The 13,857-nt window shown below is 64.0% G+C and carries 15 protein-coding genes; 5 read left to right on the plus strand and 10 right to left on the minus strand.

Translation table 11 applies throughout. From position 1 onward, the window contains the following. Nucleotides 1-64: 64 nt before the first annotated feature. Nucleotides 65-619: a hypothetical protein gene (locus JGU72_RS11180; RefSeq protein WP_199683982.1), complete on the minus strand. Its 555-nt coding sequence runs from the start codon at nt 617-619 to the stop codon at nt 65-67. 597 nt (nt 620-1,216) lie between these two features. Here JGU72_RS11180 and JGU72_RS11185 point away from each other — a divergent pair. The 4 genes from JGU72_RS11185 to JGU72_RS11200 all read left to right on the plus strand — a co-directional run bounded on the left by JGU72_RS11185 (nt 1,217) and on the right by JGU72_RS11200 (nt 4,419). Next, entirely contained in the window at nt 1,217-1,510 is a 294-nt protein-coding gene (locus JGU72_RS11185) for a hypothetical protein (RefSeq protein ID WP_199683983.1), read from the plus strand. An 85-nt stretch (nt 1,511-1,595) separates the two neighbouring features. Continuing rightward, the gene (locus JGU72_RS11190) at nt 1,596-2,462 is read left to right on the plus strand and encodes a universal stress protein (RefSeq protein ID WP_199683984.1); all 867 of its coding nucleotides are present in this window, start codon (nt 1,596-1,598) and stop codon (nt 2,460-2,462) included. Nucleotides 2,463-2,472: 10 nt separating this feature from the next. Continuing rightward, a complete protein-coding gene (locus JGU72_RS11195) occupies nt 2,473-3,942 on the plus strand; it encodes an amino acid permease (RefSeq protein ID WP_199683985.1) in 1,470 nt (489 codons plus the stop codon). 36 nt (nt 3,943-3,978) lie between these two features. After that, the gene (locus JGU72_RS11200; protein WP_199683986.1) at nt 3,979-4,419 is read left to right on the plus strand and encodes an SRPBCC family protein; all 441 of its coding nucleotides are present in this window, start codon (nt 3,979-3,981) and stop codon (nt 4,417-4,419) included. Nucleotides 4,420-4,421: 2 nt separating this feature from the next. Here JGU72_RS11200 and JGU72_RS31030 read toward each other — a convergent pair whose 3' ends face one another. The 8 genes from JGU72_RS31030 to dhaK are packed head-to-tail and all read right to left on the minus strand — an operon-like array spanning nt 4,422 to nt 11,613. Then, nucleotides 4,422-4,556 carry a hypothetical protein gene (locus JGU72_RS31030; protein ID WP_267909194.1) on the minus strand — a complete coding sequence of 45 codons (135 nt, stop codon included), beginning with the start codon at nt 4,554-4,556 and terminating at the stop codon, nt 4,422-4,424. Beyond that, complete coding sequence (locus JGU72_RS11205; protein WP_199683987.1) at nt 4,557-5,585, minus strand: NAD(P)-dependent alcohol dehydrogenase; 1,029 nt, start codon at nt 5,583-5,585, stop codon at nt 4,557-4,559. A gap of 9 nt (nt 5,586-5,594) precedes the next feature. Continuing rightward, a complete protein-coding gene (locus JGU72_RS11210; RefSeq protein WP_199683988.1) occupies nt 5,595-5,813 on the minus strand; it encodes a helix-turn-helix transcriptional regulator in 219 nt (72 codons plus the stop codon). Further along, the gene (locus tag JGU72_RS11215) at nt 5,810-6,256 is read right to left on the minus strand and encodes a hypothetical protein (protein ID WP_199683989.1); all 447 of its coding nucleotides are present in this window, start codon (nt 6,254-6,256) and stop codon (nt 5,810-5,812) included. Before JGU72_RS11215 ends, JGU72_RS11210 begins: the two co-directional genes overlap by 4 nt. 54 nt (nt 6,257-6,310) lie before the next feature. Next, nucleotides 6,311-7,528 (minus strand): CaiB/BaiF CoA transferase family protein, encoded by a 1,218-nt coding sequence (locus JGU72_RS11220; RefSeq protein WP_199683990.1) that lies wholly within the window; start codon nt 7,526-7,528, stop codon nt 6,311-6,313. A gap of 9 nt (nt 7,529-7,537) precedes the next feature. Beyond that, nucleotides 7,538-9,958 (minus strand): phosphoenolpyruvate--protein phosphotransferase, encoded by a 2,421-nt coding sequence (gene ptsP, locus JGU72_RS11225; protein WP_199683991.1) that lies wholly within the window; start codon nt 9,956-9,958, stop codon nt 7,538-7,540. Between the two features lie 9 nt (nt 9,959-9,967). After that, complete coding sequence (gene dhaL, locus JGU72_RS11230; protein ID WP_199684569.1) at nt 9,968-10,597, minus strand: dihydroxyacetone kinase subunit DhaL; 630 nt, start codon at nt 10,595-10,597, stop codon at nt 9,968-9,970. Between the two features lie 14 nt (nt 10,598-10,611). Further along, on the minus strand, nt 10,612-11,613 hold the full coding sequence (gene dhaK / locus JGU72_RS11235) for a dihydroxyacetone kinase subunit DhaK (protein WP_199683992.1): 1,002 nt from the start codon (nt 11,611-11,613) through the stop codon (nt 10,612-10,614). 118 nt (nt 11,614-11,731) lie between these two features. Between dhaK and JGU72_RS11240 the strand changes: the two genes are divergently transcribed. Continuing rightward, nucleotides 11,732-13,126, plus strand: coding sequence for a WS/DGAT/MGAT family O-acyltransferase (locus tag JGU72_RS11240; protein WP_199684570.1), 1,395 nt, complete (start codon nt 11,732-11,734; stop codon nt 13,124-13,126). A 7-nt stretch (nt 13,127-13,133) separates the two neighbouring features. On the opposite strand, the gene JGU72_RS11245 is transcribed toward JGU72_RS11240, so the two are convergent. Next, the gene (locus JGU72_RS11245; RefSeq protein WP_199683993.1) at nt 13,134-13,769 is read right to left on the minus strand and encodes a TetR/AcrR family transcriptional regulator; all 636 of its coding nucleotides are present in this window, start codon (nt 13,767-13,769) and stop codon (nt 13,134-13,136) included. Nucleotides 13,770-13,857 lie beyond the last annotated feature (88 nt).

Below are 13,857 nucleotides of genomic sequence, written 5' to 3' on the forward strand. Positions count from 1 at the left end.
TCGTGAACGTAGAAGCGCCCTCGCGAAATTCGCGAGGGCGCTTCGGGTTCAGCAAAGGAAACGCTTAGACCTCGATCTTGTCCGCAACGGTGTCCGCGGTCTCTTCGACGCGACCGGCAAAACGCTCGACGATCTTGGCGGCCTGCTCACCCACGGTGCGAGTGCGCTCGGAAACCTTGCCGAGTGCCTCTTCGGTGCGTGCAACGGTGGTCGTGTACGCCGGGCGAGTACGGAGACGCTCGACGGTGCCTTCGCCACGCTGCGCGTACTCGGCGTAGCGGTCGACGGCGACCGTGCGGTACTCGTCGGCGAGCTTCTTGATCTCGTCGGCGGTCAGCTTCGAGCGCAGTTCCGCAACATCGTCGGGAAGCGACGACTGGAGTTCGCTGAGCCGCTCGCGCAGGCTCTCGAACTGCTCCTGTACGTCAGCGGTCAGGGTGGACAGGCGGGTGCGAGCTTCTTCGACCCGACCGGAAACCTCGCCGTTGGCGCGCTCGGCCCGCTCGCGGACCTTGACCGCGATGTCGGAGACGGCCTGAACGGCGGCGTCGCTCACGCCGACCGTTGCGTAGATGGGCTTGCGAACGTTCTCGATGACTTTGGTGGTGGACTCGCTCATTGTTGCTCTCCTGTTCAAGGGGCCTATAGTTCGGCAAGGTCGGTCACCCTCGTTCGGAGGGTCGCGACCGCACGTACCTTTTCGTTGTCACACAACGTTGTTCGGGGAGTTGGCCTTGGCGTGCCGGCTCGTCATTGAGTGCTCCTCAGTCAACTGTAGGCAAGAGTGCTAGCGCTTGCAAGCGGGGAGCTAGCACCCTTGCTAGCGGGGCTGTCGATGCCCGATTTGTGTAACTACGCGGCACAGGATCGCTGCATGTTCGCAGCGCGGCGGAACTGCCGCATTGTTCGAAGTGGCCGCGCGGTTTCCCGCCCGCGGCTCGACGCGGCTGATCTACGGCAGCTAAACCGTTCTCCATCAGGAACTTTCATCGACGAGGTCGAGCGTGTTCGAACGGCATCGGTGCGGTCGAAACGGTCCGCCGGTTCGGGTGCCTGTCGAGTTGGCGACCGATTAGCCGAACTGCCCGTGTGGCGGACGGTCTATCTTCCGTCAGGTTGTTGCTTGGGCTGCCCACGCCCGTTCGGCGTGGGTAGAGCCACAGTGACCGAACATTGTGTTGTGCGTCACACTTCGCTGACCCCATACAATCCCGGCATGGATAAGCAGGCTGCCGGCCAGTTGGCCGATGTGCACCTCGATGAGTGGCGACGAAACGCTACCTACGCCGATCTCGCGTACGCAGACGACAACCAGTCGTCCACCAAACAAGAGATCTCTGCCGGGGGAGTGACCTACACCGTCGAGTCGACTGTGTGGCGCGAGCAGGGTGAGCAGGTGTACACGATGGCGGTGCGAGTCTCCGAGGCCGGCAAGCGGTCCTTCTTCGGAAAATCTGTCAGTCGCTACGGTCGCATGCACCCCGACGGAAGATTTGTCCTGGGACTCTAGCGCGCAGCGACAAATCGGCCGTGTGCTGTTGCATACTGTGGGCGTTCCCGCGCTCTGTCTGCCGATTGTCGGAAGGACCGCTCTGGTGAGCGTCATCGTTGGGTATCAACCGGACCAGAGTGGTGCGGACGCGCTGGAACTCGGCGCAGGTGTTGCGCTCGCGCTGCACGTCGACCTCGTTCTGGCAATTGCAACGCCCAAACCGTGGACGACGCCGTCCAGTGCCCGGATCGATGCCGAGTTCGCCGAGTATGCGCAGCGATACGGCGATCATGCAGAATCCGCGGCACGGTCGCAGTTGGAGCGGCGCGCGCCGGGACTGGGCGTGACCGTGCACAGAACAGCGGGCAAGACTGCGGCGAAGGCGCTGCTCGAGGTCGTATCCGGCACTGCGGGTGACATTCTCGTCGTAGGCGGCAACAGCGACAGCGGACGAATGAAGCTCGGGGCAACGACCGGTCGGTTGTTGCACTCGTCATCGATCCCGCTCGCGCTCGCGCCGCCCGGGTACGTGTGTAGCGCGATCACCCGCGTCACGTGCGCGTATTCAGGCGACCAGAACAGCGAGCAGGTCGTCGCCGCCGCGCGTGACCTGGCCGAGCGTATGGCGGTTCCGCTGCGTGTCGCGACCTTCGGTGTCAGGCCGGCCGAAATGTTTCCGCCCGAGGTGGGAATGGATATCGAGCGAAACGTCCTCGCGGCGTGGCAGGAACAGATGGCGGCCGGTATGGCAAAGCTGAAGGGGGACGGCGTGATCGGGGCCGATACTCCGACAGCCCTGAGCATCGGCGGCGATTGGGACGACGCGCTGGCGCGCGTCGAGTGGGCAGCGGGCGACATCATCGCGATCGGCACGACACCGCGAGAACCGGTCAAGCGCGTCTTTCTCGGCTCTCGTGCAGCGAAAATTATTGCAGCGGCGCAGGTTCCAGCTCTCATATTCCCAGGGTGAGGATTGTCGAATGGTGCAGAACAGCCAGCCGGGTGGGTCGCTCTCCCGTGCGACGCTCTTTCGTCGCAAGCCGATTCCGCGCGGCGATCTCGTCGAGGCCGACACCGGTCTGAAGCGTTCGATCACGACTGTCCAACTGGCCAGCTTCGGGATCGGTTCGACGATCGGCACCGGCATTTTCTTCGTCATGAGCGAAGCGGTGCCCGAGGCGGGGCCTGCGGTCGTGGTCTCCTTCATCATCGCGGGCGTCGCTGCGGGACTGGCCGTGATCTGCTACGCGGAAATGGCCTCGGCGGTGCCGGTTTCGGGCTCCACGTATTCCTACGCCTATTCGACGCTCGGTGAGGTCGTCGCGATGGCAGTCGCGGCCTGTCTGCTCCTCGAGTACGGCGTGGCAACGGCTGCGGCGTCGGTCGGCTGGAGCCAGTATGTGAACGCGCTACTGGACTACATTCATCTCCCGACGATTCCGCACATACTTACCGCGACGCCTTGGGACGACGACCCGGGCATCGTCAATCTGCCGGCAGTAATACTCGTCGCGATGTGCGCGGTCCTGCTGATCCGTGGTGCCAGCGAGTCGGCGAAGGTCAACGCGATCATGGTGGCAACCAAGATCGCCGTCCTCATCATGTTCTGCGCCATTGCCTTCACCGCGTTCAACGACGACAACATCACGCCGTTTTTCCTCGACGGCGCGCACGGTGTCACTCTCGCGGCCGGAACGATCTTCTTTTCGTTCATCGGCCTCGACGCTGTCTCGACCGCAGGTGAAGAAGTCAAGGATCCCCAGCGCACCATGCCGCGCGCGTTGATGATTGCGCTCGTCACTGTGATCGTCGTCTACGTTCTGGTCGCAATCGCAGCCGTAGGGGCGCAGCAATCGGACAAGTTCAAAGGCCAGGAGGCCGGACTTGCCCAGATCCTGCAAGACGTCACGGGGTCGACGTGGCCCGCGCTGGTGCTGTCAGCCGGCGCTGTGATCTCGATCTTCTCGGTCACGCTGGTGACGATGTACGGCCAGACTCGCATCCTGTTCGCGATGGGCCGCGACGGAATGTTGCCGAAGTTCTTCATGAAGGTGAACACGCGCACCCTCACGCCGGTGAACAACACTATCGTGGTCGCCGTCGTCGTCGGCTTGCTGGCCGGATTCCTGCCGCTGAACTATCTGATCGATATGGTGTCGATCGGCACGCTCGTCGCGTTCACCGTCGTGAGCCTGGGAGTGATAATCCTGCGAAAGCGCGAACCAGACCTGAAGCGGCCGTTCAAGGTTCCGCTCTTTCCGCTGACGCCGATCCTTGCGATTGCGGCCTGCATTTACATCATGGCGGGCCTGCACTGGTACACCTACATCTTCTTCCTGGTGTGGGTGCTGGTGATCGTCGGCTTCTATCTGGTGTGGGGTCGTAAGCACTCCGCACTCAACTTCACGACCGATCCCTTGAGCGGCGAGTTCGGCCACCACACCGGCTGACGGGTAGGTCGCGCCATAACGGGGTATGCGATGACCATGACATCCGTACATCGCACCTTTGCCGTCGACCCGCCGCCAGCGCGAGTGCTCGAGTACCTGAAGGACTTCGGAAACGCGGTCGAATGGGATCCAGGTACCGAAAGCTGTGAGCGCATCGACGACGGACCACTCCAGGTCGGCGCAACCTGGCGAAATGTGTCCAAGGTGTTCGGGAACACGACGGAACTGACGTACAAGCTGGAACGCCTCGAAGCAGACACGATCGTGTTCGTCGGCGAGAACAAGCAGTCGACGTCGACGGACACGATCACGGTCCGGCCATCCGATGGGGGTTCGGAAATCTCCTACGAGGCGGTACTCGACCTCCATGGGGCGGCCAAACTCGCAACCCCGCTGGCCAAGCTCGCGTTCGAGAAAATTGCCAACGACACTCGTTCGCGAATGGTCGAGGTGCTCAACGGACTACCTGCCGCCTGAGCTCACCCACGCTTGGGATGGACGGCCTTGTCGATCGCCGAAGCCTCAGTGGTTTTGCCACGTTTGTCCGCGCGTTTTTCCTTCAGGGATTTGCCGGATTTCTTGGACATGGAGTTACGGGGCGATTTGTCGGACATTTAGTGGTCCCTTGATCGGGGAACCTGAGTAGTCCCGTTACTGCTCACCGTACGCGCTGGTTGCACCGCAACGACCACCTTGCCTGTGGCGTGGCCTGCCGCGAGGTATTCCATGGCCTCGGGGACATTCTGTAAGGGGAAGATCCGGCCGAGCACGGGTGTGATCGACCCTGCTGCCAAGTGTCCGCGGAGGACCTCGAGATCTGCCAGCCGTTCGACTGTCGCCAGGGCGCGCAGGTTCTGACTCACGAACGGCGACAACAGTTGTGCGCGAATGTTGCGATCGAAGCCGCCGAGCAGCAGTCCAGGCCGCACGCTGCCCACAACGACGAGCGTGCCCTTGCGAGTCAGTGCACGACGCAATTGCGACAGGGAGCGATGCCCTGCGGTATCGATGACGACGTCGTATCGGATCGACCCGTCGGTGGCATCGGCAACCGTGTAGTCGATGACGTGGTCCGCGCCGAGGCCGCGCACGAGGTCCAACTTTTCGGTGCTGCAGACGCCGGTGACGGCCGCACCCGCGGATTTCGCCAGTTGAACAGCGAAGGATCCGACGCCACCGCCTGCGCCGATCACAAGAACTCGCTGGCCGGGCTGCACTGCTCCGGAATCGTGCACGGCTTGCAGAGCGGCGAATCCGGACGTCGGAACGACGGCGGCCTGTTCGAACGAGACGTTCGCCGGCTTCGACACCACCTTCTGCTCTGCCGCGATCGCATACTCGGCAAATGTTCCCGTGCCGGTGCCGAACACCTCGTCGCCCGGCGCGAAACGAGTGACAGCAGCGCCCACGGCCTCGACGGTTCCCGCGACGTCCATTCCCGGATTGACTTTGGGAGCGCGCAGGCCGATCCCGATCAGGCGAATGAGATACGGCTTACCGGTCATGATGTGCCAGTCGCCGAGGTGCACGCTCGCGGCGGCGACTCGGATGAGCACGTCGGTGGGTCCGACTTCGGGCTTCGCTATGTTTGCCAGCTCGAGCGAGTCGGTGGTCCCGTACTTGTGCTGGACGATGGCTTTCATTGCGGTGCCTTACTTTCGGGGGTACTGGAAGACGTCGTCGAGCGGAACGCCGAAGACGTGGGCGATGTCGAACGCCATCTCGAGCGAGGGGGAGTACTTGCCCTGTTCGATGGCGATGATGGTCTGGCGGGTCACTCCCACCTGCGCGGCAAGTGCCGCCTGCGTCATCTCGCCGTTGGCGAAGCGCAGCGATCTGATTGAATTGGTGATCCGCGTCGTCCTGGTCATCGCGGGAATCCGAAGCGGTAGAAGCAGATCCGCGCGATCGAACTCAGCACAGCCGACAGGAAGAATGCAAGGCACACCGCGTTTGCGATCCAGAAGTAGCTCACTTCGGCCATCGCCAGGAGCAGCGCCGCTAGTGCGCCGATGACGATGAACGACTGCCCGATCCGCTCGCCGGATTGGTAGATCTCCCGGTCGCGCTGATCTTTGAAGCGCTCCGAAAAGGCGCCGAGCGCAATGTGAATCACGATCGATGCGCCGATCGAAATGCCGATCGCCCAGAGCATCGGCGCGATGTACGGCACATCGACCAGGGCTGTGTCCGATGCCGATCGCCACACCGTGACGAGGTACCCGGAGTACGTCGTGACCGCGAGGACCAACATGATCCATGCGCTCTTCTCTTCGAATGCCACGGCCGCTCCCATGTAAAGAATATTTGACATCCCGAATGTAAAGGCTATTCGACATCGTGTCAAGAATCTTTTACATCGCTTAGGTCAGCGCGGGTCGCCGGTCACAACCAGGATGCCCGCTGCTCGCAATTCGTCGATCTCGGCGGCAGTCATGCCGGCTTCGGCGAGAACCTCCGGACCGTGTTGGCCGAGCAGGGGAGCAGGGCGCGTCTCGCGCGAACATGGCGTATCGGAGAACTGGGTGGCCAGGCCGGGAAGGCGCAGAGGTCCCGCGGTCGGGTGGTCGACGTCCTCGAACAAGGCGACGGCCCGCAGGTGCTCGTCAGTGCGGAGGTCGGCGATCGACTGGACCGGGAGTGCCGGAATGCCGGCGGCAGAAAGCTTTTCGAGCCAGTATGCGCTCGATTCCTTCGCGAGTTCGGTGTCGATCAGTTCGTACATCTCGTCGACATGGGCCGTGCGCGCGGCGATTGTTGCGTAGCGCGGTTCGTCGGCGAGTTCGGGGCGGCCGATGAGTTCGAAGAAGGCCAGCCACATCCGGTCGGTGTAGACGACGACGCCGAGATAACCGTCGGCCGTTCGGTACGGCTTGCGGAACGGTGAGGAGACCCGTGCGTAGCCACTCGGTCCTCGCGGCGTCTCGTATACGTAGCCGCCCTGCAGTTCCAGCATGTTGAAGGCTGCCATCGACTCGAACATCGGCACGGTGACGACAGTGCCCCGCCCCGTGACGCCGCGAGCAACCAGTGCGGCAAGGATGCCGTTGACCGCCATCAGCCCCACCGTCTTGTCGGCGATCACGCTCTTCACGTATGCAGGTTCGCCATCGCCGCCCTGCACGTCCGCAATGCCACTGATGGCTTGGATCGCGTCGTCGTAGGCGGCTCGACCGGAATACGGCCCGCCGGGCGCGAATCCGACGAGCGTAGCGACGATCGCTCGCGGGTTTGTCTCATGAATCGTCTCCGGAGTCAGCCCCAGGCGTGCCAGTGCCTGCGGCCGGACATTGGTGACGAAGACATCAGCGCGCTCGATCAGGCGCAGCAGCGCCGCCCGGCCCACTGAGTTCTTGAGATCGATTGCGATGCTGCGCTTTCCGTGGTTCGCATTGAGAAAAGCGGGGCCCGCCCCCGCACCGGTGTCAGCAAGCCCGCGAGTGACATCGCCTGCGGGCTCCTCGACCTTGACGACGTCGGCACCCATGCGGGCGAGGAGCATCGTTGCGTACGGTCCCATGAACGTGGTCGTCAGATCGACAACTTTGATTCCGTTCAGTGGTCCGGTCGGTGGCGTTGCGGGCATTCCCGGACGCTACTCGCTGAGCAGAGCCCGAACGGCAACCGCATCTTCCGCATCGAGCGCGGCGGCTGCGAGAACGGCACCGCGCTCGGTATCGACGCTGCGGACCGCACCTTTGACGGAGGCGATCGATCGCGGCGCCATGCTCAACTGCCGAACGCCGAGTCCGCACAGCAGGACTGCGGCGACGGGGTCCGCGGCGAGTTCCCCGCAGACCGCGACGAGTGCGCGTTCACCCGCGCCGCGGCACACGGCATCGATCAGCCGCAGGACCCCCGGGTCGAATCCGTCCGCGATCGACGCAACCGCCGGATTGCCCCGCTCGGCCGCCGTCGCGTATTGCGTCAGATCGTTGGTGCCGATGCTGAAGAAGTTGACGTACGGAGTCAGGGCGCGTGCTTTCAACGCGGTGGTCGGCACTTCCACCATGATTCCGACCTTCATGCCCAACGGTGCACCGCGACCGTCACGCTCGATGGCCTCGTCGAGAAACGTCCGGGCCGAGCGGATTTCGGCGACGTTGGTGACCATCGGAAACATCACGCTCACCGGGACCTCGTGTGCGACGCGGACCATCGCCAGCAGCTGGTCTCGCAGGAACTCGGGATGGGCCAGTGCATAGCGGATGCCGCGGACACCCAGGAACGGATTCGCGTCGGGTGGCGACGGAATGAACCCGAGCGGCTTGTCGCCCCCGGCGTCGAGTGTGCGCAGCGTTACTCGGCGTCCGTCGAAAGCATCTGCGATGGCGAGATATTCGGTGACCTGTTCATCGACCGACGGTGGCGACCGGTGCCCAAGGAAGAGCAACTCCGTCCTGACGAGTCCGACGAGGTCGGCGCCGGAGCGTGCCGCCAACTTCGCGTCTGCAAGGGAACCCACATTGGCCGCGACGGTGATCGCAACGCCGTCGCGGGTGGTCGCCGACGCTGTCGCCCGGTCCGCGACGGCTCGTTCCTGCCTGCCGAGATCGGCGGCCAGCGCGCGAAAGTGTGCGAGGACCTCCTCGGACGGGTCGATCGCAACTTCACCCGTTGCACCGTCGAGCGCTATCCGGGTGCCGTGGGGGACCTCCAGAATCGCCGGGCCCAGCCCGACGACTGCCGGAATTCCCAGCGAACGAACGATGATTGCGCTGTGCGAGGTCGGGCTGCCATGGGCAAGAACAACTCCCTTGACGCGCTTGGGGTCGAGCAACGCTGCTTCCGCGGGCGTGATGTCGGCGCCGATCAGCACACCGGCCCCCTCGGTCGCGGCGGCGGCGATACCCGGGAGGGCGCGCAGCACATAATCGCCGACCGCTCGGATGTCGGCAGCCCGCTCGCGCAAGTAGGGATCGTGCAGGGCGTCGAATTCGCGGGCAACCCGGGTTATTGCCGCGAGCCAGGACTGGGCAGCGGCCTGGCCGCGGCTGATTCGGGCGCGGACGTCGTCGAGCAGGTCCGAGTCGTCGAGCAGTAATCGGTGGGCGTCGAAGATGGCGGCCTCGGCCTCACCGGCGAACCGGACGGTTCGCGCGCGGATGCGCTGTAGATCGCGCCGCACGGTGGACAGTGCCTCGACGATGTTGCGCCACTCGATATCCGATCCGCTCGACTGCGCATTCGTCACATCGACAGGTGCGGCCTGCGCCGACCATGCCGCTCCGATCCCGATGCCAGGCGACGCAGGCAGGGGCATAGCGGAGTCGAAGACGGGAAGAGGCGCTGTGGGCGCTTCGGTTTCGTCGAAAGATCGCGCAGCGAGCGCTACGATCCCGTCGACCGCCTCGCGTGCCTGCGGACCACTCGCGCGAATCTCCACCTCGTGGCCGTGCAGGACGTCCAACGTCGCCACGCGAGTCAAACTCGACGCCGACACCCACGGCGACTGTGCGGTTCGGTTCCGCAATTCGACCCGGGCGTCGAATTCCCTGACCGCTGCGACGACGCGTGCGGCGGGTCGGGCGTGTAAACCGTGCGCATTCGACACGGTGAACACGCGCGCGAACTCGTCGGCATCCCGGAGGGCGGTATTCGGCGCGACGGGCGGTTCGAAGTGAGACTGCTTGCCTGCCAATGCCTGTGTGGCCTCAGCGGCAACCTCCGCGCGCGATCCGCCCGCAGCAGCGACAACCGTTGCCACGACAAGCCCTTCGACGAGTGGAGCGGCGCAGAGAACGACCGTATCGCGGAGGCTGTCGTCGAGTAGTTCGAGCGCGGTTTCTGCGGACAACACAGCGCTACCGAGATCCATGAGGACGACGACTCCGTCGGCGTCGGCGGCAGCAGCGATTGCGTCGGAAATCGCGATCGCATCGGTTCCGAATGTCGACTCGTCGAGACCGGACGCGATCTCGATTCGGACAGAGCCTGCCTCCACCATCTCCATGGCAAGTGCAACCGCTGCGCGCGCGAGCGAGCGACTGTGCGACACAACGACAATGCCGACCATGAGAAGTTGTCAGCTTCCCGGCAGCGTCGCGGCGGCAGCGGCAACGAGCAGTGCCGCCGAGGTTGCACCGGGATCCTGATGACCGATTCCGCGCTCGCCGAGGTAGCTCGCCCGGCCCTTTCGTCCGACCAGGGGAGTTGTCGCGTCCCGCCCCTCGTTTGCCGCGGCCGATGCTGCCCGCAGCGCATCCCGCAGGGATTCGCCCGAGGCCAGCGCCTTCCCGAGTGCCTCCGAGGCGGGTGCGAGTGCGTCGAACATCGTCTTGTCACCCGCCGCCGCCTTTCCGCGCGCGACGAGGCCCTCGACGCCTGCTTGCATGGCGATCGAAAATCCCTGTGGGTCCAGGACTTCCACCTCGCCTACCGCACTTGCCATACGGAGGAAATACGTGCCGTACAGCGGACCGCTCGCGCCGCCCGCCGCACTGACTATCTCCAGCGCGACCTGCTTCAGCAGTCCTGCGACAGTTGCTGCGCGGTCCGTATCGAGCGCGTGGACGACGGTCGTCATGGCGCGCTCCATGTTGACACCATGGTCGGCATCGCCGATGGCCGCATCGAGATCGGTGAGCAGGTCGCGATTGTCGCTGATCAGCCGGCCGAACTCGCGCATCCATGCGGTCAGCGCATCGAGGTCGATTGTTTCGGTCACCTTTACATCCCCCATCGAAGAGCCGGCGTGCGCACTGGAGCGTCCCACAGGCGAAGCATCTCGGTATCGGCGCATAGCAGCGTCACCGAGCAACCGGCCATGTCGAGGCTCGTGATGTAAGAGCCCACGAGCGACCGCGCCACCTGAACCCCGGATTTCGCGAGCAGGGCTGCAACCTCGTTGTACATCAGGTACAGCTCGATCTGCGGCGTTGCGCCCATACCGTTCACGAACGCTATGACGCCGTCGCCGCCGGTGAAATCGAGGTCGCTGAGCACTACCTCGACGAGTAGCGCCGCTACTTCGCTTGCTGGGACGAGCGGTCCGCTGCGGCGTCCGGGTTCGCCGTGAATGCCTATCCCGATCTCGATGGCATCCGCGGCGAGGTCGAACGTCGGTTTGCCGACTGCGGGAACTGTGCACGACGACAACGCGATTCCCATACTCCGGCCGTTCGCGTTCACTCGGCGTGCGAGGTCCGCAACCTCGGCAAGTGTGCGACCCTCTTGCGCCGCTGCACCGACGATCTTTTCGAGCAGCACCGTGACGCCGACGCCCCTGCGCCCCGCCGTGAACGTGCTGTCCTGCACGGCGACATCGTCGTTCGTGATCACCGTCGCGATCTCGATGCCGGATTCGGCAGCGGTGAGTTCAGCCGCCATCTCGAAGTTCATGACGTCGCCGGTGTAGTTCTTCACGATGTGCAGAACGCCTGCACCACCGTCGACGGACTTTGTGGCGGTCGAGATCTGCTCCGGCACTGGGGAAGTGAAAACCTCGCCGCAGCAGGCCGCGTCCAGCATGCCGAAGCCGACGAACCCGCTGTGCAGTGGCTCGTGCCCAGAGCCGCCCCCGGACACGAGCCCGACTTTGCCGCGCACCGGCGCATCACCGCGAACGACAAGTTTCTGCGCCAAGTCGACGCGCAATTCGGGATGCGCTGCAGCCACACCACGGAGCGCGTCGGTCACCACGCGCGCAGGATCGTTGACAAGCTTTTTCATCGGGCCTCTTCGGGGCATTCGGCGACCACTCTTCAATTGTCACCACCGTGTCGATCCGAAGGCGGCACAAATGGCGAATTCAGGCGCTGGCGGCGCGTGGAGTGGCTACGGTTCGATCATGGCCGGCAACCTTTTGTCTCCGATGGATGCAATGTTCCTGCAAATGGAGTCATCGGAATCGATGATGCACGTTGCCGGGCTGATTCAGGTGAAGCCCACCGGGAACGCGACGGAAGTCGCAGGGCAACTGCGCGACGAGCTGATGTCGATGACCGACGTGCAACCGCCGTGGAACATGAAGCTGCAAACGCCCGGGCTGCTCAAGAATCCGCTGCACCGCTGGGTGGAAGACGACAAATTCGACATCGACTATCACGTGCGCCGGTCGGCGCTGGCAAGCCCGGGTGACGAACGGGAGCTCGGAACGCTGGTCTCCCGACTGCACAGCCATCCGCTCGACTTCAGCAGGCCACCATGGGAAGCGCACCTCATCGAGGGTCTCGAGAACGGCAACCTGGCGCTCTACGTGAAGGTGCACCACTCCCTGGTCGACGGTTACACGGCGATGAAAACGATGATCAGATCGATGTCGAGTGATCCGAGCGTCACGGATACGCCGTTCTTCTTCCAGATGCGACCGCCTGAGCGTGAGCCCCGGGAAGCGGAGGAGTCGACGACCGACCTCGGCGCGGTCCTGAGTGCCGTCGGTTCTCAGCTGACGTCGGTCAAAGACATTGCGGGCGCGGTACTTCGACTCAATCGGACCCGCCGCAAGGAAGAAGATGCGCTCGTTCCTTCCCTGCAGGCGCCGCACACGATCTTCAACGTTCGAATCGGGCGTAATCGGCGGTTCGCGACGCAGCAGTACAACGTTGAGCGGCTGAAGGCGGTCGCGAAGGCGTCGGGCGGGACGCTCAACGACGTCGCACTCGCGATCTGCGGTGGCGGCCTGCGTACGTATCTGGCAGACCTGGGGGAGTTGCCGGACAAACCGCTCATCGCTTTCGTGCCCGTGAACGTTCGGCCCAAGGACGACCCGGGCGGCGGTAACGCGGTCGGCGGCATGCTCGCCTCGCTCGGCACGAACATCGCCGACCCCGCGGAGCGCATGCAAGCGATCATTGCATCGACGCGTGCCGCGAAAGAGCAGATGGAAAGCATGACGCGCAACGCGATCCTGGCCTACACCATGTTTCTTGCGGCACCGTTCGTCGTGCAGACCGGAGTTGCGCGCGCGAATCTGGCGAAGGCCGTCGCACCTACCTTCAACGTGGTGATGTCGAACGTCCCCGGTCCGCGCGAAAGCCTGTACTTCCGGGGCAATCGGATGGAGTCGGTGTACCCGGTTTCGATCCCCGTCCACGGCGTAGCCTTGAACATCACCTGCGAAAGTTATGCGGACACACTGAATTTCGGGTTCATCGGCTGCCGGGAAGCGGTGCCCAGATTGCAGCGTCTCGCGGTGGCGTGCGGACACGCGCTGGAGGAACTCGAGTCGGTGTACGGCAGCTGAGGTCGGGCTACGAGCCGCGGATGAGAACCGCGCTCACGAAGTCGACGACAGTCGGTATCAGATCGTCGAGCTTGTCGACGCGATTGCGTTCGACGGAGGCGACGATCAGTTCGCCGATCCCACCGACAAGGGCGGCCGCCATCGGATCCGACGGCACGTGGACGCGATCGTCGCCGACCTGGGCCTGCTTGGCAGCGCGCTGGACGGCAGCGGCCAACCGGGCCTGGACATCACGCCTGGCTTGTCGAGCACGTGGGCCTGCCGCGTACATCGCGACGAAGTGGGTGTAAGTCAGGTCGGGTTTCGCGGTCAACGCGGCCATCAGGGCGCGGGTGGCGCCTGAGATCAGCGCCTGTGTGCTCGACCTGTCGAAGTCGGCGGTGGTGACCGCGCGGAGCATGACGTCGCCGAGCATCGTGTGGCACGCGAGGAGGCATTCCTCTTTGTCGTCGAAGTGTTCGTAGAAGGTTCGCCGGGAGACCTTGGCCTTGGCCACGACGTCGGCGATCGTGGTCGTCGTATAGCCCTTTTCGGCGACGACGGCGTTCATTGCCTCGATGAGTCGGGCGCGTGCCTCGGACCCGTTGGACTCGGTCATGTTCACCTTCGAATGGTCGGTCTCATCTGCGTCGATGAGATACATGCCACATCCTATTGCATCCGGTACGAATGCGTACCATCCTGTTCACAGGTGGTACGTCACAGTACCGCAGAGCATGTGACCCATACCA

Origin of the sequence: Antrihabitans auranticaus (assembly GCF_016481275.1) — a bacterium.
GTDB lineage: Bacteria > Actinomycetota > Actinomycetes > Mycobacteriales > Mycobacteriaceae > Antrihabitans.